The 26056-nt window shown below is 66.7% G+C and carries 23 protein-coding genes and 1 pseudogene; 15 read left to right on the top strand and 9 right to left on the bottom strand.

Annotated elements, in window-relative coordinates; genetic code table 11:
• Positions 1-76 precede the first annotated feature (76 nt).
• The 3 genes from ACV17W_RS01010 to ACV17W_RS01000 are packed head-to-tail and all read left to right on the top strand — an operon-like array spanning position 77 to position 2696.
• On the top strand, positions 77-847 hold the full coding sequence (locus ACV17W_RS01010) for an ABC transporter permease (RefSeq protein ID WP_462594611.1): 771 nt from the start codon (positions 77-79) through the stop codon (positions 845-847).
• Positions 847-1662: an ABC transporter ATP-binding protein gene (locus ACV17W_RS01005; protein ID WP_462594610.1), complete on the top strand. Its 816-nt coding sequence runs from the start codon at positions 847-849 to the stop codon at positions 1660-1662. The genes ACV17W_RS01010 and ACV17W_RS01005 overlap by 1 nt, the downstream gene beginning before the upstream one ends.
• A 29-nt stretch (positions 1663-1691) precedes the next feature.
• Positions 1692-2696, top strand: a complete 1005-nt coding sequence (locus tag ACV17W_RS01000) for an ABC transporter substrate-binding protein (RefSeq protein WP_462594609.1) — start codon at positions 1692-1694, stop codon at positions 2694-2696.
• Here ACV17W_RS01000 and ACV17W_RS00995 read toward each other — a convergent pair.
• The 3 genes from ACV17W_RS00995 to ACV17W_RS00985 all read right to left on the bottom strand — a co-directional run bounded on the left by ACV17W_RS00995 (position 2686) and on the right by ACV17W_RS00985 (position 5777).
• Positions 2686-3492, bottom strand: coding sequence for an enoyl-CoA hydratase/isomerase family protein (locus ACV17W_RS00995; RefSeq protein WP_462594608.1), 807 nt, complete (start codon positions 3490-3492; stop codon positions 2686-2688). The genes ACV17W_RS01000 and ACV17W_RS00995 overlap by 11 nt on opposite strands.
• Entirely contained in the window at positions 3489-4670 is a 1182-nt protein-coding gene (locus ACV17W_RS00990; RefSeq protein ID WP_462594607.1) for a CaiB/BaiF CoA transferase family protein, read from the bottom strand. The genes ACV17W_RS00995 and ACV17W_RS00990 overlap by 4 nt, the downstream gene beginning before the upstream one ends.
• A gap of 102 nt (positions 4671-4772) precedes the next feature.
• On the bottom strand, positions 4773-5777 hold the full coding sequence (locus ACV17W_RS00985; RefSeq protein WP_462594606.1) for a Bug family tripartite tricarboxylate transporter substrate binding protein: 1005 nt from the start codon (positions 5775-5777) through the stop codon (positions 4773-4775).
• A gap of 241 nt (positions 5778-6018) precedes the next feature.
• Between ACV17W_RS00985 and ACV17W_RS00980 the strand changes: the two genes are divergently transcribed.
• Positions 6019-7770 carry an IlvD/Edd family dehydratase gene (locus ACV17W_RS00980; RefSeq protein WP_462594605.1) on the top strand — a complete coding sequence of 584 codons (1752 nt, stop codon included), beginning with the start codon at positions 6019-6021 and terminating at the stop codon, positions 7768-7770.
• A 130-nt stretch (positions 7771-7900) separates the two neighbouring features.
• On the opposite strand, the gene ACV17W_RS00975 is transcribed toward ACV17W_RS00980, so the two are convergent.
• Positions 7901-8806 (bottom strand): LysR family transcriptional regulator, encoded by a 906-nt coding sequence (locus tag ACV17W_RS00975; RefSeq protein WP_462594604.1) that lies wholly within the window; start codon positions 8804-8806, stop codon positions 7901-7903.
• A 109-nt stretch (positions 8807-8915) separates the two neighbouring features.
• On the opposite strand from ACV17W_RS00975, the gene ACV17W_RS00970 reads away from it, so the two are divergent.
• Positions 8916-9881 (top strand): 3-hydroxyacyl-CoA dehydrogenase family protein, encoded by a 966-nt coding sequence (locus ACV17W_RS00970; protein ID WP_462594603.1) that lies wholly within the window; start codon positions 8916-8918, stop codon positions 9879-9881.
• On the opposite strand, the gene ACV17W_RS00965 is transcribed toward ACV17W_RS00970, so the two are convergent.
• The 3 genes from ACV17W_RS00965 to ACV17W_RS00955 all read right to left on the bottom strand — a co-directional run bounded on the left by ACV17W_RS00965 (position 9815) and on the right by ACV17W_RS00955 (position 13012).
• The gene (locus ACV17W_RS00965) at positions 9815-10429 is read right to left on the bottom strand and encodes a DNA-deoxyinosine glycosylase (protein WP_462594602.1); all 615 of its coding nucleotides are present in this window, start codon (positions 10427-10429) and stop codon (positions 9815-9817) included. The genes ACV17W_RS00970 and ACV17W_RS00965 overlap by 67 nt on opposite strands.
• The gene (locus ACV17W_RS00960; protein WP_462594601.1) at positions 10411-11040 is read right to left on the bottom strand and encodes a class I SAM-dependent DNA methyltransferase; all 630 of its coding nucleotides are present in this window, start codon (positions 11038-11040) and stop codon (positions 10411-10413) included. The genes ACV17W_RS00965 and ACV17W_RS00960 overlap by 19 nt, the downstream gene beginning before the upstream one ends.
• A gap of 115 nt (positions 11041-11155) precedes the next feature.
• Positions 11156-13012: a phosphoenolpyruvate carboxykinase (GTP) gene (locus tag ACV17W_RS00955; RefSeq protein WP_462594600.1), complete on the bottom strand. Its 1857-nt coding sequence runs from the start codon at positions 13010-13012 to the stop codon at positions 11156-11158.
• A gap of 326 nt (positions 13013-13338) precedes the next feature.
• Here ACV17W_RS00955 and ACV17W_RS00950 point away from each other — a divergent pair, with 326 nt between their 5' ends.
• From ACV17W_RS00950 to ACV17W_RS00940, 3 genes are all read left to right on the top strand, one after another.
• Positions 13339-14601, top strand: a complete 1263-nt coding sequence (locus ACV17W_RS00950) for an allantoate amidohydrolase (RefSeq protein ID WP_462594599.1) — start codon at positions 13339-13341, stop codon at positions 14599-14601.
• A 71-nt stretch (positions 14602-14672) separates the two neighbouring features.
• Positions 14673-15008 (top strand): thioredoxin family protein, encoded by a 336-nt coding sequence (locus tag ACV17W_RS00945; RefSeq protein WP_462594598.1) that lies wholly within the window; start codon positions 14673-14675, stop codon positions 15006-15008.
• A complete protein-coding gene (locus tag ACV17W_RS00940; RefSeq protein ID WP_462594597.1) occupies positions 15008-15919 on the top strand; it encodes a DMT family transporter in 912 nt (303 codons plus the stop codon). The genes ACV17W_RS00945 and ACV17W_RS00940 overlap by 1 nt, the downstream gene beginning before the upstream one ends.
• A 118-nt stretch (positions 15920-16037) precedes the next feature.
• Here the strand turns inward: ACV17W_RS00940 and ACV17W_RS00935 are convergent.
• Positions 16038-16730: pseudogene (locus tag ACV17W_RS00935) on the bottom strand (GNAT family N-acetyltransferase); the annotation flags it as partial.
• Positions 16731-16787: 57 nt separating this feature from the next.
• Here ACV17W_RS00935 and pdxR point away from each other — a divergent pair.
• Positions 16788-18287 (top strand): MocR-like pyridoxine biosynthesis transcription factor PdxR, encoded by a 1500-nt coding sequence (gene pdxR, locus ACV17W_RS00930; RefSeq protein WP_462594596.1) that lies wholly within the window; start codon positions 16788-16790, stop codon positions 18285-18287.
• Here the strand turns inward: pdxR and ACV17W_RS00925 are convergent.
• A complete protein-coding gene (locus tag ACV17W_RS00925; RefSeq protein WP_462594595.1) occupies positions 18284-18580 on the bottom strand; it encodes a hypothetical protein in 297 nt (98 codons plus the stop codon). The genes pdxR and ACV17W_RS00925 overlap by 4 nt on opposite strands.
• A 183-nt stretch (positions 18581-18763) precedes the next feature.
• On the opposite strand from ACV17W_RS00925, the gene gorA reads away from it, so the two are divergent.
• From gorA to ACV17W_RS00895, 6 genes are all read left to right on the top strand, one after another.
• Positions 18764-20122 carry a glutathione-disulfide reductase gene (gorA, locus tag ACV17W_RS00920; RefSeq protein WP_462594594.1) on the top strand — a complete coding sequence of 453 codons (1359 nt, stop codon included), beginning with the start codon at positions 18764-18766 and terminating at the stop codon, positions 20120-20122.
• A 65-nt stretch (positions 20123-20187) separates the two neighbouring features.
• Complete coding sequence (locus ACV17W_RS00915; protein WP_462594593.1) at positions 20188-20820, top strand: LysE family translocator; 633 nt, start codon at positions 20188-20190, stop codon at positions 20818-20820.
• An 87-nt stretch (positions 20821-20907) separates the two neighbouring features.
• Positions 20908-22035 (top strand): 3-deoxy-7-phosphoheptulonate synthase, encoded by a 1128-nt coding sequence (locus ACV17W_RS00910; protein ID WP_462594592.1) that lies wholly within the window; start codon positions 20908-20910, stop codon positions 22033-22035.
• A gap of 255 nt (positions 22036-22290) precedes the next feature.
• A complete protein-coding gene (locus ACV17W_RS00905; protein ID WP_462594591.1) occupies positions 22291-22749 on the top strand; it encodes a (2Fe-2S)-binding protein in 459 nt (152 codons plus the stop codon).
• Positions 22750-22761: 12 nt separating this feature from the next.
• Positions 22762-25026, top strand: coding sequence for a xanthine dehydrogenase family protein molybdopterin-binding subunit (locus ACV17W_RS00900; RefSeq protein ID WP_462594590.1), 2265 nt, complete (start codon positions 22762-22764; stop codon positions 25024-25026).
• Between the two features lie 31 nt (positions 25027-25057).
• Complete coding sequence (locus tag ACV17W_RS00895; RefSeq protein WP_462594589.1) at positions 25058-26026, top strand: AraC family transcriptional regulator; 969 nt, start codon at positions 25058-25060, stop codon at positions 26024-26026.
• The last annotated feature ends 30 nt before the right edge of the window (positions 26027-26056 follow it).

Raw genomic sequence — 26056 nt, 5'->3', positions numbered from 1 at the left:
TTTGCTGAACGTATGGTCTACAGTACGATTTGACCATTAAAAGGTCAAGCGCCATCTCAACCAAGATGGAGGAGACATGTTGCGTACCGGTTCCCTGCCCCGCCGCGCGGTATTGATCGCCGTGCCGTGGGTACTTATCGTGCTTGCCTGGTATGGAGTGCGCCTGAGCGGCCTCGTGAGTCCGGCGCTGGTGCCCAGCCCGCACGAAGTCCTGGCGAAATTCGCAACGCTGCTGCAGACGCGGCTGCCGCACGACATACTCATGTCGACCCAGAGAGTGGTGCTGGGCGTGCTGCTGGGCATCCTGCTGGCGGTGCCCGTGGGCTTTTTGCTGGGCTGGTACAAGAGCGTGCGCAGTTTTGTCGATCCGGTCATCAATTTTTTTCGTGCGCTGCCGCCCATAGCGCTGATTCCTCTGGTCATCGTGTACTTCGGCATCGGCGAGTCGGCCAAGATCGCGATTCTTTTCTACGCATCGTTCTTTGCGGGCGTCATCGTCATGTACGAGGGCATCGCACAGATCAACCCCATTTTCGTCCGGGTCTCGCGCACACTGGGCGCCAGTGACGGCGAAATATTCCGCAAAGTGATCGTGCCGCTCACGGTGCCGCACATGCTCACGGCGCTGCGGGTCGCCCTGGGCGTGGCGTGGGCCACGCTGGTCGCATCGGAACTGATCGCCGCGCAGCAAGGCCTGGGCGCCCTGATCCAGGATGCGTCGTCGTTCTTCCAGCTAGACATCATTTACGTGGGCATCATCTGCATCGGCCTGATTGCCCTGGTCATGGACCTGATCCTGCGCGCCGTGGCCCGGCGCCTGGTTGCCTGGCAGGAGCGTATTGCGTAATGTCCCAAGCCTCCGAAGCTCGTATCCGCTTTCGCAACGTATCTGTCGACTACCCGACCGCGCACGGACCCATGCGGGTGATCGACGGAATCGATTACGACATACACCAGGGCGAATTCGTGTCGGTGATCGGCCCTTCGGGCTGCGGCAAGACCACGCTGATGAACATCGTGGCCGGCTTCGTGCAGCCCACGCAGGGCGAAGTGCTGCTCGACGGCCTGCCCATTACCGGGCCGGGGCCCGACCGCGGCGTCATCTTCCAGGAATACGGCGTATTTCCCTGGCTGACGGTCAAAGAGAACATCGCCTTCGGACTGACCCTGAACGCCAACCGCACGAGCCGTGCCGATCGCGATGACATCTGCGACCGCTACATGACGCTGATGGGTCTGGCGGATTTCGCCAACCATCATCCCAAGCATCTTTCGGGCGGCATGCGCCAGCGCCTGGCACTGGCGCGCGCCTATGCGGTCAAGCCCCAGTTCCTGCTGATGGATGAACCCTTTGGCGCGCTGGACGCGCAGACCCGCTCGGCCATGCAGGACCTGCTGCTGCAGGTACTGCTCGCCGAAGACAAGACCGTCATGCTGATTACACACTCGGTGGAAGAAGCCATTTATCTGTCGTCGCGCATTGTCGTCGTGACGGCGCGGCCGGCGAGAATCCGCACCATCATCGATGTGCCGTTCGGATATCCGCGCGCCGAGAATCTGCATGAAGATCCGCGTTTCGGCCAACTGCGTTCGCAGATACGCAGCCTGGTCATGGAGGAATATGCCAGGCAAGCCAACCAGGTCGTGCGCCTGGCCGATTAGTCCCCCTTCACCCGTGAAAGGAATCCACCATGAATCCGCAGCGCAGAACCCTATTGAAGACCGGCGCCCTGGCGGCGGCTATGTCGGGCATCGGCATGCCCATGCTGGCGCGAGCCGCCGACAAAGTCCGCGTCGGCTACCTGCACACGCCTGCCGTGGATGGCCAGATCTGGACAGGACTGGAGACCGGCGCGTTCGCCGACCAGGGCCTGGACCTGCAGATGATCAAATTCACGACGGGCCTGGAACTGTTCCAGGCCATGATAGGGGGCAGCCTGGACGTGCTGTCCACCGGCGCGGTCGTCTCGAATTTTCCGGCACGCGGACAGGGCAAGGTCTTTCTGGTGAACAACGTCGAGTACGCCACGGCGCAGTTGTGGGTGCGCGCGGATTCCGGCATCAACACCGCGGCAGACCTGAAAGGCAAGAAAATCTCGACCACGGCCGGCACGACCGCGCATGTGTTTCTCGACCGGGTGCTGCGAGGCGCCGGCCTGCAGGAGGGCAAGGACGTGCAGATCGTCAATCAGCGCATGACCGAAGCCGTGACCTCGTTCATTTCGGGTGCGGTGCCTGCGGTGGCGCTGTGGGTGCCGTTCGACGTGACCGTACGTCAAAAGGCCGAGGGCGCCCGCAAGCTGGTCGACGCATCGGCGTTCTATCCCGAAGCTGCCATTGTGGGCGGATGGGCCGCACGCAATGATTACTACGCGCAGAACCCCAAGCTGATCCAGGCCCTGATCAAGGGCTGGGTAAGCGCAAACGATTACCTGCTGACCAACACCGACGCCGCCATCGCCACCCTGCAGAAAAAGCACTATCCGGAAGTGCCCCTGCCCGACTTGACCGAGCAGTTCAAGGCCTCGAAGTACTTCAGCTCTTCCGAGTGGCGGGACAAATACGCCGACGGCACCACCACCAAATGGCTGCAGCAGGTCACGGACTTCTTTGTGCAGACTGCAAAGATCGCGGACCCCGTGCCCGCCAGCACCTATTTCGATCCGAAACCGTACCTGGACATCGTCAAGAGCTGAGGCCAGGGGGCCGCGGCGCGGAAAGCTGCGCCGCGCGGTATGCGGCGATGCGGTCCCGCAATCCGGGACGGGCCGCCGAACGGACCAGCCTTGCGAGATCGTGCGCGTCGCCCTGCGCGCCTCTCGGCCGGCGCACCGCGTCGATGGCGCCGTGGATGGCCCTGCCGGTGTTCGCGTCGAGCCGGCTGGTGCGCGCCGCCAGCGCCTCCAGGGCCGCAGGCCACGCGCCGGCCTGTAGTTGCCGGGTGGCAAGGCCGGCCTGCAAGGCAGCCGCCGCGTCTATGGGCTGGCCGCTTTCCACCCAGGCGCTGGCATACAGCGGTCCGACCCGGTCGGCGAGCCTGGCCGTTCCCAACACCAGCCCGAAAGCCGCGCCCGGAAACGCGAAGGTGGGCGATTCGAGCATCCAGCGTTCAGAGCACGCGCAGAACAGATCCGCCCCCGCCCCCATGGTGCGTCCGTGGGCCACCGCCAGGGTGGTGAAGGGAGCCGCATGCAGGGCTTGCAGCAACAGTTCCACGCGCGTGAAGCGGGCCAGCAGCGTGTCGTCGGTTTCGTCATCGAGCCCCGACAGATCGAACCCGGTACAGAAGTGCCGGCCCGCGCCCGTCAGAACCAGCAGGCGCACGCTCGCGTCGGCCACCGCCGCGTCGACGGCCGCCCCCAGGGCCTTGACCAGCTCGGCCGACAGGGCATTGCCCTTGTCGGGGCGATTCAGCGTCAGCGTGCAGGTGGCGCCGTCGCGGGCGACGAGTACTGGCGAAGCCGGGTCCGGACTGGGCGTCGCGCCGCTCATGCGGGCTCCGGTTGCGCGGGCGAGGCGTAGGCCGCACGGATTTCGTCGGTGTGCTCGCCCAATGCCGGAGGCGCGCGGCGGATGGGGAAGCCCTGCCCGTTCATGCGCAGAGGCGACACGAAGGTGCGGGTTTGCGCGCCGCCCGGCAACGTCAGGTCTTGCACCCACTGCATGTGTTCGGTTTGCGGATCGGCCAGCGCGGCGGCGTAATCGTTGATGCGAGCGTGCGGCACACCGGCCTGCTGGAAGGCGCCGATCCAGTGGTCGACCGGCTGCGTCGTGAACACCTGCTCGAGCAGGTCGCGCAGCGCTTCCTGGTGCCGCGCCCGGTCGGTCGTGCTGACGAAGCGGGCGTCCTGGGCCAGTTCGGGCAGTTCCACTACGCGGCAGACCGCCAGCCATAATTTCTGGTTGCCGGCCGCGATGGCGAAGTACCCGTCGGCGGCGCGGAAGGCCTGGTACGGCGCGTTACGGGGGTGAGCCGAACCCAATTTGACGGGGCTGCGGCCATTGCCGAAATACTCGCTCGTCTGCAGCGCAGCCACGCCCAATGTGCAGCCGAACATGGGGACGTCGATATGCGCGCCGCTGCCACCCGCTCGAACGTGCGCGAGGGCCGCCGCGATGGAATACGCGGCATACAGCCCTGAAGCGAAGTCGGACAGGGGCACGCCGCACTTGACGGGCGCGCCGCCGGCTTCTCCGGTCACGCTCATCACGCCGGCGGCAGCCTGGATGGTCAGGTCGAAGCCGCCCTCGGATGCGCGTGGCCCCGACTGCCCGTAGGCCGAGATAGAGCAATACAGCAGGCGCGGGTGTTCTTCGGCGAAACTCTCATAGCCCAGGCCCAGCCTGTCCATGACGCCGGGCCGGTTGTTCTCGACCAGCACATCGGCATCGCATATCAGGCGCCGCGCCAAAGCCAGATCGGCCGGTGTCTTCAGGTCGAGGACCACCGAGCGCTTGTTGCGGTTGAGCGAGGCAAAATTCTCGCTGTAGCCCTCGGACAAAGGCGGCCACTGGCGCAAACCGTCGCCGCCCGGAGGCTCGACCTTGATGACATCGGCGCCCATGTCGGCCAGCAACAGGGCAGCGAAGGGGCCGGCGGCAGTGGAGCAGAACTCCACCACACGTACGCCGGCCAGGGGTTGCGGAGAAGGCAGCGCAGATTGGGACATGATCGCAGGGTAGATTCGGCAATGCGCCATGGTAGGCGAATTAGCGTGGCCCTGACAAAGCGTGCGGCGAGGGCGCGAGGCTCGACACCCCCCTCCGCGCCCCTATTCCGCCTGCACCTTCGCGTCGGCAATCACCTTTGCCCACTTTGCGCGCTCGGCGGCAATACGGGCCGCCGTGTCGGCGGGTGTCGTCCAGGTGGCCACGGCGCCCTGGTTCAAGAGGGCCGCCTTCACCTCGGGCTTGGCCACGATCTGCTTGAGCGCCTCATTCAGGCGCTCTACCACGGGGGCTGGCGTGCCGGCCGGCGCAACAATGCCGAACATGGAACTGACCTGGAAATTCGCCAGCCCGGCGTCTGCCGTGGTGGGCACGTCCGGCAGCGCCTCGGCGCGCTGGTCCGATGCAACCGCCAGGGCGCGCAGCTTGCCCCCTTTCACGTGGCCCTGCGCAGCGGGCACGGTTTCTATCATGCTCAACACCTGTCCGCCCATGAGGTCGGTCATGGCGGGACCGCTGCCCTTGTATGGCACGTGCAGCACGTCCACCTCGGCGATGCTCTTGAACATTTCGGCCGCCAAGTGCTGCGGTGAACCATTGCCGGCCGACGCCATGGTCAAGTACCCGGGCCGCGCCTTGGCCAGCGCGATGAAATCCTGCAATGACTGGGCCTGAACCGAGGGATGCACTACGAATACCAGGGGCACGGTACCCACGATGGAAACCGGCGCGAAGCTCTTCTCGATGTCGTAGGGCACACGGCCTTTGTACAGTTCGGCGTTGATCGAATGGCTCGTCAGCGCGCCCATGAGCAAGGTGTAGCCGTCGGGGTCGGACTTCGCGACCTGGTCGGCGCCGATATTGCCCGCCGCGCCGGCCCGGTTCTCCACCACGAATTGCTGGCCCAGCGCCGTCGACAACTCTTGCGCCAGCACCCGGCCGATCACGTCTGTTGCTCCGCCGGGCGGATAAGGCACGACCAGGCGCACCGCGCGCTCGGGGTAGGCTGCCGCAGCGGGAGCTGCCTGCCAGGCCAGGCCCGCGCACATTGCCAGGGCAGACGCCAGGAAGGCGCGGCGCGCGGGAGTGGTCTTGCTGAATGGGAACATGCTCGTCTCCTGGCCGGGATGGTTGTTGGAATGTGGCGTGCGCCCGGCTCTTGCTGCGTCAGTGTAGGATCGCCATCGTGATTGAGGAATCAGAACTTTTCTATTGAACGATCTGTAAATTCGATCAATCTGTGTGGCCGTTCGGGCATGCCATGATGGGGCGCGGCAAGCCGCTTGCGCCTGGCGAGGGCGCGCGGATATGATGCCCGGCAGAATTATTGATAATTTTATTGGAACGACCATGACTGCGAAGAATCCCCCCACACCTGCTGCCAGCGGGCTTGGCAAAGGCCTGACCAACTATGGCGACAAGGGTTTTTCGCTGTTCCTGCGCAAGGCGTTCATCAAGGGGGCCGGCTACACCGATGACGCGCTGGCTCGCCCGGTGATTGGCATCGTCAATACCGGCAGCAGCTACAACCCCTGCCATGGCAACGCCCCGCAACTGGTCGAGGCGGTAAAGCGCGGCGTGATGCTTGCCGGGGGGCTGCCGGTGGACTTTCCCACGATTTCGGTGCACGAGAGCTTCTCGCAGCCCACCAGCATGTATCTGCGCAACCTCATGTCGATGGACACCGAAGAGATGATCCGCGCGCAGCCCATGGACGCGGTGGTCCTGATCGGCGGGTGCGACAAGACCGTGCCGGCGCAGTTGATGGGCGCCGCCTCGGCGGGCGTGCCGGCTATCCAGCTGGTGACCGGCGCGATGCTGACGGGCTCGCATCGCGGCGAACGCGTGGGCGCCTGTACAGATTGCCGCCGCTACTGGGGCCGCTTTCGCGCCGACGAGATCGATGCGCCGGAAATCGCCGAGGTCAATAACCAGTTGGTTGCCAGCGTGGGCACGTGTTCGGTAATGGGCACGGCCAGCACCATGGCGTGCCTGGCTGAAGCCCTGGGCATCATGGTGTTCGGCGGCGCGGCCGCGCCGGCGGTCACGGCCGACCGCGTGCGCATCGCCGAACGCACCGGCACGACGGCCGTGGCCATGGCGGCCAGCCGCCTCACGCCAGACCGCATCCTGACAGGTAAAGCGTTCGAAAACGCGTTGCGCGTGCTGCTGGCCATCGGCGGGTCTACGAACGGCATTGTGCACCTGACGGCCATGGCGGGCCGCCTGGGCATCGATATCGACCTGGCGGGGCTGGACCGCCTCAGCCGCGAAACCCCCTTGCTGGTGGACCTGAAGCCATCGGGCCAGCATTACATGGAAGATTTCCACAAGGCGGGCGGCATGCCCGCGCTGCTTCGCGAACTGCGCCCCCTGCTGCACCTGGACGCGCTCACCGTGTCGGGGCGCACGCTCGGTGAAGAACTCGACTGCGCCCCTGCCCGTTTCGCGCAGGACGTGATCCGGCCATTCGAAACGCCCATTTATCCGGTGGGCGGCCTGGCGGTGCTGCGTGGCAACCTGGCCCCCGGCGGCGCCATCATCAAGCAATCCGCCGCCAATCCCGATCTGATGGAACACGAGGGCCGCGCCGTCGTCTTCGAAGATGCCGAAGACATGGCCCGGCGCATCGACGACGACGCGCTCGATGTGCGGTCCGACGACGTGCTGGTGCTCAAGCGCATCGGGCCCACCGGCGGGCCAGGCATGCCGGAAGCAGGCTACATGCCGATTCCGCGCAAGCTGGCTCGGGCAGGCGTGAAAGACATGGTGCGCATTTCGGACGGCCGCATGAGCGGCACGGCCGCCGGCACGATCGTCCTGCACGTCACGCCCGAGGCGGCGGTGGGCGGCCCCCTGGCCTATGTGCGCAACGGCGACCGCATCCGCCTGTCGGTACAGCGCCGTGAGATCGCCCTGCTGGTCAGCGATGAAGAGTTGGCGCAGCGCGCCGCCGCGCAGCCGATCAGGCGGCCGCACGCCGACCGCGGCTACCAGAAGCTGTATCTGCAATCGGTCACGCAGGCCGACCAGGGTGCGGATTTCGACTTCCTGCGCGCACCGCGCGCGCTGCAGACCGTGCCCGGAAAATCGCCGGACTGAACCGGGCGTGGCACCGGTGTGCCCCCCGCGGCCAAGCCGGGCGCCGGACGGCGGCGCGGCATCGGCCAAGGCGCCCGGTTCGCGCCGATAGCGCAGGGCCCGCCGGCCGAACGGCGCCCTCGCCCATGCGCTATCGCGACGCGTCGAGGTCGACGCGCAGCAGGTGCAGCAAGGCCAGCGCAGCCGGCGACAGCGTGCGATGACGCGCCGTGACCACGCCGATTGACCGCTCTGCCACCGGGCCCACAAGGGCCCTTTCAACCACGCCCGGATGAGCCACGGCTTCGGCGGCGATGGCGGGCAAGGCCGCGACCCCGAAGCCGCAGTCGACCATGGACACGATGGTCGTCAGGTGTTCGGCCTCGAAAGCCGGCTGGAACCGGATGCGGTTCTGCAGAAATGCCCATTCGGTGTACTGGCGCACGCTGCTCGGTTGCACCATGGTCACGTGGGCGGCCTTGACCGTATCGACCCATCGCAAGGGCCCCTTGCGGCGCGCCAGCGCATGATCGCGCGGGATCAGCAGCAGGAAACTGTCGGAAAGCATGGGCTCGTACTGCAGATCGGCCTGCTGCGGATCGGCGGCGGTAATGGCGAAATCCACCTCGCCCGCGCGTACTAGATCGAAGGCAGGGCCGGACAAGGTGTCGCGCACTTTCAGCGCGACATGCGGGTGCGCCTGCCGGTACGCCATCAGCACGCGCGGCAACATGCGCGCCGCCACTGACGGCAGCGCGGCCACCGCGACCGCGCCCTGCTGGGCGTTGGCGATGCCGCCTACCGCGTCGATGGCTTCGCGGAATGCCACCTGCAGATTGGCCGCCTGCTGCAAGAAGACCTGGCCCGCCGCAGTCAGCCGCACCGTACGCGTGGTGCGGTCGAACAGCCGGACCCCCAGGGCTTCTTCGATGCGCAGCACTTGCGTGGACAAAGCGGACTGCGACAAGTGCAGCTGCGCGGCCGCCTGCCGGAAATTCAGCGTTCGCCCGAGCAGCAGCACAGTATCGACATCGCGCATCGACAGATTGATCTTCATTTCATTGATCTCGATTTTTGATCATTCTATCTAAAGAATCTGCTTCTTCAATCAAATCGGCTTGCCTACACTGCGTGCGTAACGGTCCCCCACGAACCAAGGAAATCGCATGAACACGAGCCCCGCCGTCCGCTTGTCCAACCCCGCTGCAACGCACGCCGTCGTCGTCGGTGGCGGCACCATGGGCGCGGACGTCGCCGTGGTGCTGGCGCGCGCCCAGTGCCGCACCACGGTCATTGAACCGGACGAGGCACGCGCGGCCGCCCTGCCCGGCCGGGTGGCCGACAATCTCGCTGCGGCGGGCTACTCCCAGGCGGCACAGCCGGTGCAGGTAGCGCCGGGCCTGGATGCACTCGACTGGAGCGATGTGGCGCTGGTCATTGAATGCATACCGGAACGGCTCGACCTGAAGCAGGCACTGTTCGCCGACCTGGAACAGCGCGCGCCGGCCGACGCAATACTGGCGAGCAACAGTTCCAGCTTCCCGATCGGCGACATCGGCCAGGGCCTGGCCACGCGTGAACGCATGCTGGGTCTGCATTTCTTCATGCCGGCGCACCTCGTGCCCCTGGTGGAGGTTGTGTTGTGCGAGGCCAGCGCCATGCATTGCGCCGACGCGCTGATCGCCTTCATGCGACGCTGCGGCATGGTTCCGGTCAAGGTGCGCAAGGATTTGCCGGGATTTCTCGCCAACCGGCTGCAACATGCCTTGTCCCGCGAGGCCTTCGACCTGATCGACCAGGGAATCGCCTCGCCCGAAGACGTCGACGCCGCGGTGCGCTTTGGCTTCGGCTTCCGTTTTCTTGCGGCGGGGCCGGTGCTGCAGCGCGACCATGCGGGCATCGATGTGCATGCGGCGGCGGGGGCCACCATGTATCCCTCTTTCTGCAACAGCAGCGTGCCGGCGCGCTGCCTCACCGAGCGCGCGCAGGATGGCCGCCATGGCATGAAAACCGGCGCAGGATTCTACGAATGGACGCCGCAGACCATCGCGGCGGAACGCGCGCGTTACGACCGGCTGCTGCGCGCCGGGCTGGCGCTGATCGCCGATGAGTTGCCGCCGGTGCAGCCCTGACGCGCGTACATCGGCAGATCCAGCGCCTGGCGCCACGCCTCTAGTTTGTCGGCCCGGCTCATGGCGGCATGGGCCGGGCTGGTAGAAGGCAGGCTGAAGATCTGCAGGGCCCGCGCCCGAGGCGAATGGGGCAATACGCGCCGCCGGTACAGGGCGGCGGCCGTGCCCCCGTTCAGGCACACCCGCTCGATGCCGGGGTGAAGCAGAAAAAATGCCTCGAAATCATTGGGTTCGGCGGTGGCCGCATCGATGGCCGAGTCCAGGCTGCCGGGGCGCACGCAGGCTCGCAGCACATCCCACAGGCCGACGCCTGCGCGGACCAGTGCATTCACGCGCTGGTCGTACTCCGCCTGCGCGTCAAAGCCCAGTATGGCTGCCGCCAGCGGCCAGAACGCGTTGCGCGGATGGGCGTAATACTGCTGTTGCCGCAACGAGGCCAGCCCCGGCATCGAACCCAATACCAGCACACGCGTGGCCGGTCCGGCGATCGGCTCGAATCCCAGCACCGGCGGCGGTGCCTGATCCCGCGTTATTGGCGGGGCCGCCATACGCTCGCCAGCCATGGCTGCTGTTCGCGCGGCAATCCGGCGGGCCGGTAGTAATGTTCGAGCTCGTCGAAGCCCGCCTCGTGCAGAACGGCCCGCCATGCCTCAAGATCGTGGTAAGCCCCGTAGCGGCCGCGGTTCCATCCTTCCTGGTTGGCGCCGCGCGGGTTCGAACAGAACAGCGCCCCGCCCTCGCGCAGTGCCGCATGCAACTGGCGCAATACCCGAGGCAGTTCCTGGGTGGGTACATGGAACAGCACTGCATTGGCGTAGATGCCATCGAAGCGCCGCGCCGGAAGATCGAGGGCCAGCAGATTCTGGTGCCACACTGCGCAACCCGATGCCTGGCGCGCCATGTCGACGAACTGCTCGGCACCGTCCAGGCCGACGGGCCTGTGCCCCCGGGCCAAGAACGCCTGCAGATCGCGCCCCGGGCCGCAGCCCAGGTCGAGAATGTCGAATGGCGGCGTGCCCTGAATATGGCGCAGCAAGGCATCGATGTTCTGGCTGACGTCATGGTCGCGCGTGCCGGCCTCGAAGCTTTCGGCGTTCGCGTTGTAGTGGGCCAGGGTCTGGCCGCTGATGTGTTGCAGTTCGTCGGCGCTCAGGGGCATGGCGTCAATGGATCCCGTAAAGCCCGGGCGTCCGGGATCGCGCGCGCAGCCTGCCCGCGGATCCCGGCTATTCTTGCCCGGCACGCGATGGCGAGCCAGGCAAGGTCATGCCCGATCAGGCGGCCAGGCGGCCCTGGATGGCAGCCTTCACTTCCGGCAGTTCGCCCGGCAGGCGGTCGGCCAGTTGCTCGAACAACGAGTCGTGCAGCGCCAGTTCATCGCGCCACGAGACTTCGTCGACCGAGATCACTTGCTGGAACTTGTCGGGGCTGAACTCCAGGCCCGTCCAGTCGATATCCTGGTAGGTAGGCGAAACGCCGAACACTTGTTCCACCCCGCCCGCCGTGCCATCGATGCGGCCCAGCATCCACTTGAGTACGCGCATGTTGTCGCCGAAGCCCGGCCACACGAACTTGCCATCGGGACCCTTGCGGAACCAGTTGACGCAGTAGATGCGGGGCAGCACCGCGCCGGCATCCTGCAGCCGCTTGCCCAGCTTGAGCCAATGGTTGAAGTAGTCGCTCATGTTGTAGCCGCAGAACGGCAGCATGGCGAAGGGATCGCGCCGTACCACGCCTTGCTGGCCGGCCGCCGCGGCGGTGGTTTCGGATCCCATCGTGGCTGCCATGTACACGCCCTCGACCCAGTTGCGGGCCTCGGTCACGAGCGGCACCGTGGTCGAGCGACGGCCGCCGAAGATGAAGGCGTCGATGACCACACCCTCGGGATTTTCCCATTCGGGGTCGATCGAGGGGCACTGCGCCGCAGGAGCCGTGAAGCGCGCATTGGGGTGCGCCGCCTTGCGGCCAGTTTCCTTGGCGATCTGGGGGGTCCAGTCCTGGCCCTGCCAGTCGATGAGATGGTCCGGCGGCGTGTCCGTCATGCCTTCCCACCACACGTCGCCGTCGTCGGTGCGCGCCACATTGGTGAAGATGACGTTCGCCTTGAGCGTGGCCATGGCGTTGAAGTTGGTTTTCTCGCTGGTGCCCGGCGCCACGCCGAAATAACCGGCCTCGGGGTTGATCGCGCGCAACCGGCCATCGGCGCCCGGCTTGATCCAGGCGATATCGTCACCGATGGTGCTGACCTTCCAGCCGTCCATGCCTTCAGGGGGAATCAGCATGGCGAAGTTGGTCTTGCCGCACGCCGAAGGGAAGGCCGCGGCCACGTGGTACTTGCGGCCCTTGGGCGACGTGACGCCCAGGATCAGCATGTGTTCCGCCAGCCAGCCCTGGTCGCGCCCCATGGTGGAGGCGATACGCAAGGCGAAGCATTTCTTGCCGAGCAGCGCATTGCCGCCATAACCCGAGCCGAAGCTCCAGATTTCGCGCGTTTCCGGGTAGTGAACAATGTATTTGGTGGGATTGCAGGGCCACAGCACGTCGGCGTCGCCTTCGGCCAGCGGCTTGCCCACGCTGTGCACACAGGGAACGAACTCGCCATCGGCGCCCAGCACGTCGAACACCGCGCGTCCCATGCGCGTCATGATGCGCATGTTGACGACGACATAGGGGCTGTCGGAAAGCTCTACACCGATATGCGCGATGTCGGAGCCCAGCGGACCCATCGAGAAAGGCACCACGTACATCGTGCGGCCACGCATGGCGCCGTCGAACAGGCCATTGAGCGTGCCGCGCATTTCGGCGGGATCGGCCCAGTTGTTGGTGGGGCCGGCATCTTCCGCGCGTTGCGAGCAGATGAAGGTGCGATCTTCGACCCGGGCCACGTCGGATGGGTCGGAGCAGGCCAGGTAGGAATTGGGGCGCTTGGCCGGATTCAGGCGTTGCAGCATGCCCGACTGGACCATCTGTTCGCACAGACGATCGTATTCTTCTTGGGATCCGTCACACCAGACTACGCGATCGGGCTTGGTGAGCGCAGCCACCTGCGCCACCCACTCGATCAGCCCTTGGTGCTTGACGTACGCGGGAACATTGAGCGAAGCGATCCCGCCGTCGAACGGTTTATTCATCGGGCCCATCTCCTGTAAAAGACCATGCGGGCCCGCCAGGGACCCGCATCAATATGTGAATCAGTGCCGCAATATTACTTGCATGGGGGGTACCCAGGCCAGTCGGGGTCGCAAGGAATGAAACAGCGTATGTCAATTCCGTCCCTAAAAATAGCGTAACGGCCTCTATTGGCGCCTGATTCCCGCTGTGCGGCGCTGGCAGATTCACGCCGCACAGCCCTTGCCGGCTATCCAGGGGCCGCCATGCCCTCGTGCCATAATCTTTGGCCGCCATGCACGGGGCCACGTGGCCGCAGGCCTTGCACCCCGCGAGTCAAAGGATGTCCATGTCTTCCGCTTTCCCTCCCCTGAACGCCGTTCGCCTCTGGTCGCGCGTTGAAACCCTGTCCCGATATACCCTGCCCGATCAGCCCTGGACGCGCCGCGCGTTTACGCCCCTGTTCGAACAGGCTCGTGCCTGGCTCGCGCAAGAATTCGCCGACGCGGGGCTGGCGGTGCACCTGGACCCGGGCGGCAACCTGGTCGGCCGGCGGGCGGGCCGCAATCCGGCGCTCAAGCCCATCGTCACCGGGTCGCATTGCGACACGGTGATGCACGGCGGCCGCTTCGACGGCATCATCGGCGTGCTGGCGGGCATCGAGATCGCCCGCAGCATGCATGAGCATGGCGTCCCGCTTGACCATTCTTTCGAAGTGATCGACTTTCTGTCGGAAGAACCCAGCGACTACGGCATCTCGTGCGTGGGCAGCCGGGCCATCTGCGGCCAGCTCGACGCCAGCATGCTGGCCGCACGCAATCCGCAGGGCGAGACGCTGGCCGAGGGCCTGCGGCGCATCGGCGGCGATCCGTCTTCCCTGCAGGCCCAGCTGCGCGGCCCCGGCGATACCGCGGCGTTTGTCGAGCTGCATATCGAACAGGGGCCTGTGCTCGAAAGCCGCCGGTTGCCCATCGGCGTGGTCACCCACATCGTGGGCATCCGCCGAGTGCTGGTCACAGTCGAGGGCCAGCCCGATCACGCGGGCACCACGCCCATGGACATTCGCCGCGATGCCCTGGTGGGCGCGGCAAGGCTGATCGACGCCGCCCATCGCCAGGCCAGCCGGCTCAGCGGCAATCCGCATTACGTCGTAGCCACGGTGGGGCGCATCCACATCACGCCGAATGCAGCCAATGCCGTGCCGGGCCGCGCCGAATTGATGCTGGAAGTCCGTAGCGACAGTGATGCGGTGCTGGACAGTTTCCCCGAGGCCCTGATGACCGAGCTCGCGGACGATCTGGCAGCCCTGCGGCTCACGGCCAGTATGGCGCCGGTCAGCCGGGCGCATCCCACGGCGTGCTCACCACGGGTCATGCAGGCCATCGAAAGCTCGGCGGCCCGGCTGGGATACGCGTCGATGCGCCTGCCCAGCGGCGCCGGACATGACGCGGTGTACATGGCGCCCACCGGCCCTGTCGGCATGGTCTTCATTCCTTGCCTGGGCGGCCGCAGCCACTGCCCGGAAGAATGGATCGAACCCGAGCAACTGCTGGATGGCACGCGCGTGCTCTACGAAACGGTGCTGGAGCTCGACCGGAGCCTGACGCCCTGAAGCGCACGGCGCATCCCGACGCGTTGCGGGATGCGCTATCGTGCACAGTTGCCAACCCACCTTCTTGCCGCATGCAGCAGATCGAACTGACCGACAGCACCGCCGACCGCTACCTGCTCGACGCCCCAGGTTTGTCCCTGCTGGCGTTTTACAGCCGCACCTGCGCCACCTGCAGAATCGCGCGCGAGCAACTGCCGCTGCTCGACCTGCCCGTAGAGCGCCTGTGCTGGATCGATGCCGGCGACAACGGCGGGCTGGTGACGCGCTATGAAGTCTTTCACCTTCCCGCGCTGTTCCTGGCTCGCGACGGAGCGTACTACGGCGCCGTCAATGCATCGCTGGCCGAATGGGACCTGCGCCAGCAGATCGGGCTGGCGCTGGACAACTACCCCGCGGAACTGCCCTGATGCCTACGCCGGCCGTGCCGCGCCTGCCCCTCGATCATCGCGCCACCGGGTTGATGGTGGTGCTGTGCCTGTGCTGGGGCTTCCAGCAGATTGCCATCAAGCTGGTGGCAGACGATATTTCCCCGACGTTGCAGATCGGTCTGCGCTCGGCCACTGCCGCCGTGGTGCTGTGCCTGGTCGTCCTGCGCAAAGAAGGCCGCGCGTCGTTCAGCGACGGAACCTTGTGGCCGGGCCTGGTGGCCGGCCTGCTTTTCGCCGCCGAGTTTCTGCTCGTCGCGCAGGGGCTGCTCTACACCACGGCATCGCACATGTCGGTGTTTCTGTACACGGCGCCCATCTTCACCGCGCTCGGACTGCACCTGACCTTGCCCGAGGAACGGCTGCGCCCGCTGCAGTGGCTGGGCGTCGCGCTCGCTTTCGCGGGCATCGCCCTGGCATTCCTGGGCCGGGGCGAGCCTGTCGACTCGCCCTCGATGGTGTTCGGTGACCTGCTGGGCGTGCTCGCAGGCGCCGCCTGGGGCGCGACCACGGTAGCCATACGCAAGACCCGGCTGTCGGAAACTCCCGCCACCAAGACCCTGCTCTACCAGATGGCCGTGGCCGGCGTGGCCTTGCCGCTGTTTGCCTGGGCCAATGGGCAGGCAGCCCCCGTGTTCTCGCCCCCCGCGGTGGCGAGCCTGGCCTTCCAGACGCTGGGCGTGGCCCTGTTCAGCCTGCTGGTCTGGTTCTGGCTATTGCGGCGCTACCTGGCCACGCGCCTGTCCATTCTGTCGTTCATGACGCCCCTGTTCGGCGTGGCATTCGGCGTGCTGATACTCGACGAACCGCTGGACGCGGCCTTCGTGGCGGGCGCGCTGATGGTAATGGGCGGCATCTTCATCGTCATCCGCACCAAGGCGGCCGGGCGCTGACCGCGGCCCGCATATTGCGGGTGCGCGCGCGTCTGGAACGGCGCGGCGCGCGCCCTCCTCGCGCCGCTTGCGCAGAGCAGGCGGGGTGTCCACGCCTGCTTCAACGCGCCTCGTCGATCAACGAAGCCAGCGCACGCCGCTGCCTTCCCTGCGCATCGAAGTTTGCGGGCGCCAGCCAGGCCTCGAGACCCCGGCGCACGGCCGGCCATTCGGTATCGATGATGGAAAACCAGGCGGTATCGCGGTTGCGCCCCTTGTACACGACGGCCTGGCGAAAAATACCCTCGAACTGAAAGCCGAGCCGCAAGGCCGCGTCGCGCGACGGCGCATTGAGGCTGTCGCATTTCCACTCGTAGCGACGGTACCCCAGTTCATCGAATGCGCGGCGCATCATCAGATACTGGGCTTCCGTGGCGGCGGCCGTGCGCTTGAGCAAGGGAGAATAAGCGACGCTGCCCACTTCCATCACGCCATTGGCCGGATCGATGCGCATCGCCGCCAACGTGCCCACGGCGCGTCCGCTGCCAAGATCGATGACGGCGAAGTGCTGAGGGTCTTCGGTGGCCTGAGCGCTGCGTGCGTATGCAACATAACTGCCTTCGTCGGGGAACGGGCCTGCAAAGGTGTAGGTCCAGTCGCTGCCATCGGCGGCCAGGCTGAACGCCGCGTACAGCTCGGCGCCATGGCGCTCTGCATCCAGCGGTTCCAGCCTGCAGTAGCGTCCGGCCATGGGCTCGCGCGGCGGACGCGGGCGCGCCGTCCAATCGGGCACGGGCCGGCCCACGGGTTGTGGCGTTGAGTCATGTGGCATGGGTTGAGTCCTGTCGGGAGTTGAACTTGGCAGTGCTAAAGCTACCGAATTGCTGGCATGCTAAAAAGCGCCAATACCCAGGTATTTCGTGGTGCCATGAACCCGTCAACCGATTTGCTCGACAGTCCGCTTGCACCGCCCGCGGGGCGCCAGACGCTGCAGCACCAGTTGCTGCAGCGCCTGAAACAGTCGATTCTGGACGGGCGGCTGCCCGCCGGCAGCCGGCTGCCCGCCTCCCGTGCGCTGGCCGAGCAGATGGGGCTATCGCGCAACACGGTATTGCTCGCCTATGCCCAGCTGGCGGCCGAAGGTTATGTGCGCGCCGACCGCCAGGGCACGCGCGTGGCCCCCTTGCCGCGCGCCGTCGGCGCCCGCCGCGCCGCCCCGCCGCAGTCCGGCCTGCCTGCCGCCCGGCGCGTCGCCAGCATCTCGCCCTCTGGCCCGCTTGCCGACGCGGGCGCTGCACTGCGCCCGGGCACGCCTGCCCTCAGCCATTTCCCGCTAGGCGCCTGGCGCCGGGCGATCGACCGCAGCATGCGCGAGGCCTCAGTCAGCACCCTGGCGTACGGCGCACCGGCGGGCGAACCGGCGCTGCGTCGGGCCATCGCGCAGCATCTGGGCGTGTCGCGCGGCGTGCGCTGCGACGCAGAGCAAGTCATCATTACCGAAGGTACTCAGGAAGCCCTGGCGCTGTGCGTACGCCTGTTCAGCAACCCGGGCGACACGGCCTGGGTCGAGGATCCGGGCTATCGGGGCGCCAAGGCCGCCTTCCAGGCCGGCGACCTGCATATCGTCCCGGTGCCCGTCGACAGCCAGGGGCTGGCCGTGCCCGATGGCTGGTGGCACACACAGCCTCCCCGGCTCGTCTACACCACCCCTTCGCATCAATACCCCACCGGCGCAGTGCTGGCGGCCGCTCGGCGCCTGGAGCTGCTGGCACACGCCCGCCGCGCCGGCGCCTGGATCATCGAGGACGACTACGACAGCGAGTTCCGCCACCACGGCAACCCCATACCGTCCATCCAGGGTTTGGCCGACGATACGCCGGTGCTCTACGCGGGTTCATTCAGCAAGACCATGTTCCCCGCCCTGCGTACCGGCTTCCTGGTCCTGCCGCCGGCCCCGGCAGCGCAACTGGCCCCGGCGGTCAGCGAGCTGCTGCGGGGCGGACATCGACATGAACAACTGGCGCTGGCCGCATTTATCGACAGCGGCCAGTTCGCGCGCCACCTGGGCCGCATGCGGCGCCTGTATCGCGACCGGCAGCAGGCCCTGCGTGCCGCACTGCACCGCCACCTCGACTTCGAACATGAAGTCCTGGGGGGGCACGGCGGACTGCATCTGACGTTGCGCCTGCCCGTGGACCTGGACGACCGCGCCATTGCCGCGGCCGCCCATCGCGCCGGACTGGGGCCGGCCGCGCTCTCGACGTTCGCCCTGCATCCGTCTGCGAGCTACAACGGGCTGGTACTGGGCTATGGCAATACCTCGGCCGAGCTGTTCGACCCCCTGGTCCGCCGGCTTGCCGGCGTCATCGCGGGCACGCGCGGCCGCTAGCCTATCAGCCCGCCAAGCAGCAACATGGCCAGCAGCAGCCAGAAGATACCCGCCACGATGGCCCGGCGCAGAAAGGCCTTCACGGCGGCCCACAGCAGAACCAGGCCCAGCACGAGCAGCGCGAAATTGAATACGGACGGACTCATGCCCAGCGCGCTGGCAAGCCCGGAGAAAAAATCGCCCAAGGCCGACCCCAGGCCGCCGAATACGTAGCGCAACCCGGCGACGATGGCGCGGATCACCTCGCCCAGCATCGCCCCGGCCGAGCCGAAAAAGCTGTCTTCAGTCTGCATGTGTTCTCAATCCGGGGCCATCCCCTGAATGCGGCGATGCATGCGCACCCGCCTGCTCTGAAATGTATCCGATCCTCGGACAGGTCGCCCGATCGCCTGCAGGTGTGCGCCTTTAGAGGTTTAATACAGGTCTTGTCAGCGAGCGAGGCGGCGCGAAGGCCGCCCAGTACGTAGAGGAACGCAATGGCTTACGATTTTGACCTGTTCGTGATTGGCGCCGGTTCGGGCGGCGTGCGTGCGGCACGCTTCGCCGCGGGCTATGGAGCTCGCGTCGCGGTGGCTGAAAGCCGCTATCTGGGCGGCACCTGCGTCAACGTGGGCTGCGTCCCCAAGAAGATGCTGGTTTACGGCGCGCACTATCGCGAAGACTTCGCGCACGCCAACGGCTACGGCTGGACGGCCGGCACGCCGGGGTTCGACTGGCCTACGCTCATTGCGAACAAGAACCGCGAAATCGAACGCCTCAACGGTATCTACCGCAACCTGCTCGTCGGCAGCGGGGTCACGCTGCACGAAGGGCACGCGCGGCTGCTGGACCCGCACACCGTCGAAGTCAACGGTGAGCGTCACACCGCCGAACACATCCTGGTGGCGACCGGAGGGTGGCCGCAAGTACCCGATATTCCGGGCAGAGAACTCGCCATCACGTCGAACGAGGCTTTTTATCTGAAGGCCCTGCCGCGCCGGGTGCTGGTGGTGGGCGGTGGGTACATCGCCGTGGAATTCGCCTCTATTTTCAATGGCCTGGGTGCGCAGACCATACAGGTATACCGGCGTGACCTGTTTCTGCGCGGCTTCGACGACAGCGTGCGCACCCATCTGCGCGACGAACTGGGCAAGAAAGGCCTGGACGTGCGCTTCAACGCGGACGTGGCGCGCATCGACCAGCGGCCCGACGGCAGCCTGGCGGCCACGCTCAGAAGCGGCGACGTCATCGAGACCGATTGCGTGTTCTACGCCACCGGCCGGCGCCCCATGCTGGACAATCTGGGCCTCGAGAACACCGGCGTCACGCTCAACGACGAAGGCTTTATCGCGGTCGACGACGAGTACCGCAGCAGCGAGCCCTCGATCCTGGCGGTCGGCGACGTGATCGGACGGGTGCCGCTCACGCCGGTGGCGCTGGCCGAGGGCATGGCCGTCGCGCGCCGGCTGTTCAAACCCAGCGAGTACCGCAAGGTGGATTACAACCTGATTCCCACCGCGGTTTTCAGCCTGCCGAATATCGGTACCGTGGGCATGACCACGGAACAGGCCATTGCGGCCGGGCACCGCATCAAGCGCTTCGAGAGCCGCTTCCGGCCCATGAAGCTCACCCTCACCAACGATCAGGAAAAAACCCTCATGAAGCTCGTGGTCGACGCCGACACCGATCGGGTGCTGGGTTGCCATATGGTCGGGCCGGACGCGGGCGAAATCGTGCAGGGGCTGGCGGTGGCGTTGAAGGCCGGCGCCACCAAGCAGGTGTTCGACGAAACCATCGGCATTCATCCGACGGCGGCCGAAGAATTCGTCACCCTTCGCACCCCCGTGGCCGATTAGGCAACTGTTCCGATACAGATTTGCGCTACGCTGGCCGCACATTCCTGGCCGCCGCGGAGCGCAACATGCCTGAATTTTCAAACCTGCTGGCTTTTGCCCTGATCTCGCTGGGCATGGTGCTGACGCCGGGCCCCAATATGGTGTACCTGATATCGCGCTCGCTCTCGCAAGGGCCGCGTGCGGGCCTGGTGTCGCTGGGCGGCGTGGCGGCCGGCTACGTCTTCTATCTGTGGTGCGCCGCACTGGGCATTTCAGCCTTGCTGCTGGCGGTGCCCTACGCCTACGACATCCTGCGGCTGGGCGGCGCGCTGTACCTGGGCTACCTGGCCTGGCAGGCCTTGCGTCCGGGCGGCCGTTCGCCATTTCAGGTCCGCGCGTTGCCCCCCAGCAGCACCCGCCAGTTGTTCACCATGGGTCTGCTCACCAACCTGCTCAATCCCAAGATCGCGATCCTTTACCTGTCATTGCTGCCCCAGTTCATGACGCCCGGCCAGGGCTCCGCGCTGCTGCAGTCGCTCACCCTCGGCATGACCCAGGTGCTGCTCAGCCTGGCCGTGAACGCCTTGTTCGTGCTCGCGGCCGGATCGATCGCGGGGTTCCTGGGGACCCGGCCCTTATGGTTGGCTGTGCAACGCTGGCTGATGGGCACCGTGCTGGCCGGGCTGGCCGTACACATGGCTCTGGACGCGCGGCGTTGACGCCGGCCGGCATGCGGGCGCGGCCGGCGAGGCGCGGCCGGGGTGCGATAATGCGGCAGCCCTGTATTCCGCACTCTCGAGATTGCCATGATCCGCATCGACGACCCCCTCCATGACCGCGAAGCCGGCCATGCCGACGCCACCCAGGACACCACCCGCATCGACGACGTCCGCATCGGCGCAGTGCGCCCCCTGATTTCGCCCGCGCTGCTGCAAGACGAACTGCCCGTGCCCGAGGCCACGCAGAACCTGGTCGAGGACGCCCGGGCGCGCATCGCGGATGTGCTGCACGGCCGCGACGACCGCCTGGTTGTCGTGGTGGGGCCCTGTTCCATCCACGACCACGGCCAGGCCATCGAATATGCGCGCCACCTGAAGACCGCGGCCGACGCGCTGCGCGACGACCTGCTCGTCGTCATGCGCGTGTACTTCGAAAAGCCGCGCACCACCGTGGGCTGGAAGGGGTATATCAACGATCCGCGCCTGGACGGCAGCTTCCGCATCAATGAGGGCCTGCGCCGCGCGCGTGAACTGCTGCTCGAGATCGGCGAGCTGGGCCTGCCCATCGGCACTGAATTTCTCGACCTGCTCAGCCCGCAGTACATTGCCGACCTGATCGCCTGGGGCGCCATCGGCGCCCGCACCACCGAAAGCCCCAGCCACCGCCAGCTCGCCTCGGGCTTGAGCTGCCCGCTCGGCTTCAAGAATGGCACCGATGGCGGCATGCAGATCGCGGCGGACGCCATTGTTGCGGCGCGCGCCCGGCACGCGTTCATGGGCATGACCAAAATGGGCATGGCAGCCATTTTCGAAACTCGGGGCAATGATGACACCCACGTCATCCTGCGCGGCGGCAAACAGGGGCCCAACTTCGATGCCGTCAGCGTGCAGGCATGTTGTGCCGCACTGAAGGCGGCCGGCCAGCGCGAACAGGTCATGATCGATTGCTCGCACGCCAACTCGAACAAGTCGCACCTGCGCCAGGTCGACGTGGCGCACGACATCGCCTCGCAGCTGTCGCAGGGCGAATCGCGCATCATCGGCGTCATGATCGAGAGCCACCTGGAAGAAGGCCGCCAGGATCTCAAACCTGGCGTGCCGCTGCGCCACGGCGTATCCATCACCGACGCCTGCCTGGGCTGGCAGCAGACCGAACCCGTGCTGGCCGAACTCGCGCAGGCCGTGCGGCAGCGCCGGGCACACTCCCGCGCCTGAAGCGGCCGGCGATGTGCGGCCGGCGAGGTGCGGCCGGCAAGGTGCCGCCGGCGAGGTGCGGCCGGCGAGGCAAGATCGAATAAGAGAGGCCAGTGCGGCCGGCACGGGCGGTCCCGGGCCCGGCAGCCATCCGGTCCGGGACTCTCGCAGGATCAGGCAAGAATCACGGACTTATCGGTATTGCGGTAGCGGGGTCGATTTTCTATCCTGCCCTTCTGCGAGGCGCGTTGTCTCGCCGCACAGAAGGAATCCGCCATGCCCACGTTGAACATCAACGGCAATGACACTGCCCTGGACGCGCCCGACGAAATGCCGCTGCTTTGGGCACTGCGAGACGTCGCCAACCTGACCGGCACCAAATATGGTTGCGGCATGGCCTTGTGCGGCGCCTGTACGGTGCACGTCGATGGCGCACCCACCCGCTCTTGCGTGATGCCGCTGGCCGCGGTGGCGGGCAAGCAGATCACCACCATCGAAGGCATCGAGGCCGACAGCGTGGGCCAGGCCGTGCAGGCAGCATGGCGCAAGCTCGATGTCGCCCAGTGCGGCTATTGCCAGTCGGGCCAGATCATGGCGGCCATTGCTCTGCTCAAGCAGAACGGCCAGCCCTCCGACAGCGATATCGACAGCGCCATGAGCGGAAACGCATGCCGCTGCGCCACCTATCTGCGCATACGCGCGGCCATCCACGAAGCCGCCCGCACGCTGGCCTGACAGGAGCTCTCAATGCATCCCATCGTACGTTCCCATATCGCTGCGCTGCAGCCGCCGCGCAGCGTCAGCCGCCGTCGTTTCATACAGGGTGCAGGCGGGCTGGTCATCGGCATCGCCCTGGGCCACTCGGCCGTGCGTGCCGCGGCCGGGGCCGCGTCTCCGGCCGCAGGCCAGGCCGCCTTTGCCCCGAACGCATTCCTGCGCATCGGCACCGATGGTGTGGTCACGGTGCTGTCCAAGCACCTGGAAATGGGCCAGGGCGCGTTCACCGGCCTGGCGACGCTGGTGGCCGAGGAGCTCGACGCCGACTGGTCCAGCGTCCGTGTCGAGGGAGCGCCCGCCGACACCGAACTGTACAAGAACCTGGCGTTTGGCATACAGGGCACAGGCGGCAGTACCGCCATTGCGAACTCGTACGATCAGATGCGGCGCGCCGGCGCCACCGCCCGCGCCATGCTGGTGGCAGCCGCCGCCCAGGCGTGGCAGGTGGCTCCGGACGGAATCACGGTCGAAAACGGTGTGGTGCGCCATGCAGCCTCGCAACGGCAGGCAGGCTTCGGCGAACTGGCCGCGGCAGCGGCGCGACAGACGGCCCCCGACTCGGTGCAGCTCAAGGCGCCGTCGGAATTCAAGCTGATCGGCAAGGAAGCACCGCGCCGCGTCGACAGCTACGCCAAGACCAACGGCACGGCCATCTTCACGCAGGACATGAAATTGCCGGGCATGCTGGTGGCCATGGCCGCGCATCCTCCCCGCTTCGGCGCAAAGGTGGCCAGCTTCGATGCCACCAAGGCGCTGGCCGTGCCCGGCGTGCGCCACGTCGTGCAGTTTTCCGGCACCGGTCACAACTTCGAGGGTGTGGCAGTCCTGGCCGACAATACCTGGGCCGCCCGCACCGGCCGCGACGCGCTGCAGGTGCAGTGGGACGAGAGCCAGGCCTACCGGAAAGGGTCCGACGGCATCCGCGCGCAGTTCCGTGCCGCGCTCGACAAGCCTGGCGTGGTGGCGGGCAGCCGCGGCGACGCGGAAGCTGCCCTGGCGCAGGCCAGCCGCGTCATCGAGGCCGAATACGAAGTGCCGTACCTGGCTCATGCCGCCATGGAGCCGATGAACTGCCTGGTGCAATTGGGCGAAGACCGATGCGATATCTGGAACGGCGAACAGTTCCAGACGGTAGACCAGGCAGCGGTGGCGCGGGTGCTGGGACTGCCGCCCGAAAAGGTGTCCATCACCCAGCTGTACGCGGGGGGCAGTTTTGGCCGGCGCGCCTCCCCACAGGCCGATTACGTCACCGAAGCGGCGCACATCGCCAAGGCCGCACGCGACCAGGGCATACGCGCGCCCATCAAGCTGGTCTGGAGCCGCGAGGACGACACGCGCGGCGGCTCTTACCGGCCGATGAACGTGCATCGCGCCCGCATCGGCCTCGACCCCCAGGGCCGACTGATCGCCTGGCACGTGCGCCTGGCCGGCCAGTCCATATTCAAGGGCAGTCCGCTGGAAGGAGCCATCCAGAATGGCATCGACCCCTCTTCCGTGGAAGGCCAGGCCGACCTGCACTATTCGGTGCCCAACCTTCAGGTCGAGTCCTACACCCCCGACGACGTGGGCATCCCGGTGTTGTGGTATCGGGCAGTCGGCCACACGCATACCGCGTTCTCTGCCGAAGGGCTGATGGATGAAGCCGCCGTCGCGGCCGGGCAAGACCCGGTTGCCTATCGCATTGCGCTGCTGGACCAGCATCCGCGCCACCGCACAGTGCTTGAAATGGCGGTAGAGCGATCGGGCTGGTCAGAACCGCTGGCGCCCGGCAAGCCGGGCGAACGGCGCGGACGCGGCGTGGCGCTGCATGAGTCGTTCGACACCATTGTGGCGCAGGTGGCCGAAGTCACCGTGCAGCCCGACGGCGCCTTCAAGGTCGACCGCATCGTGTGCGCACTGGATTGCGGGCTCGTGGTCAACCCCGATGTGGTGCGGGCCCAGATTGAAGGAGGTATCGGCTTCGGGTTGTCGACAGCGATGCACGGCGCGTTGACCATCAAGGATGGGCAGGTCGAGCAAAGCAACTTCCACGACTATCCCATCCTGCGCATCAACGAAATGCCGGCCGTCGAAGTGCATACCGTCGCATCGGAAGAACGGCCAACAGGTGTAGGCGAGCCCGGGGTTCCCCCTGTCGCGCCAGTGGTGGCCAACGCGCTGTTTGCCGCCACCGGCCAGCGTATTCGCAGCCTGCCGTTCGCCCTGCACACCCAGACACTGGCCAAGCCGGTGTAACTTGACGGGGTATCCACCCGCATCGCCCGTCATGGCTGCCACTTCCGACGCCCGCTCGCCCTGCCCGCCCGCCCTGGCCCCAGGCCTGGGCGAGCTGGCGGCCCTGATCAACCGGCATGCCCGCGCGGAAGGTATGCAGTCGACGCTGATAGACGGCTTGTCATTTTTCCGCTCGTCGCGTCCCAATGCGCTGACCCCCGCCGTCTACCGGCCCTCGCTGGCCCTGCTGGTGCAGGGCGCCAAGCGCGTGGAAGTCGGCGAAGACATCTACGAGTACAACGCCTCGCACTACCTGCTGACCTCGATCGACCTGCCCGTGGCCTCGCGCGTGACGCTGGCCACTCCTGACACGCCCTACCTGTGTTTCGTGCTCGATCTCGACCCCCGGGATACCGCCAGCCTCATCGCCGAGACCCCCCTGGTGGCACCCGCGGAAACCTCGGCCGGCAGGGGTTTGGCCGTGGGCAGGCTGTCCGAGCCCCTGCTCGACGCTGCCTTGCGCATGGCGCGCCTGCTCGAAAGCCCTCAGGACATTCCAGTATTGGCGCCACTGCTGCGGCGTGAAATCTGCTACCGCCTGCTGACCGGAGACCTGGGCGGTCGCCTGCGCCACATTTCGCGGCACGAAGGCCCGATACAGCAGGTTCGACTCGCGATCGAATGGCTGCAGAACCACTACGATCAGCCGCTGCGCATCCCGCATCTCGCGCACACCGTGAACATGAGCACCTCATCGCTGCACCACCATTTCAAGTCGGTCACGGCCATGAGTCCGCTGCAATACCAGAAGCAACTGCGGCTGCAGGCGGCCCGGCGCCTGCTGCTGGCGGGCGTCGTCGACGCCGGCGCGGCCGCGCGGCAGGTCGGTTATGAAAGCGCCTCGCAGTTCAGCCGGGAATACAGCCGCCTTTACGGAGCGCCCCCGTTGCGCGATGTGACGCGGCTGCGGGGCACGCCGGTCGCTTCGGCCACGCCCGCGCTGGCCGTCGATACCGCGTGAGCCGGCCAGGCCGTGCGGTGAACGAACGGG

The organism is Bordetella sp. MIP270_01_BMS, from assembly GCF_054958705.1.
The sequence above is the reverse complement of the archived record's forward strand: the minus strand, read 5'-3'. Positions and strand labels throughout refer to the sequence as shown.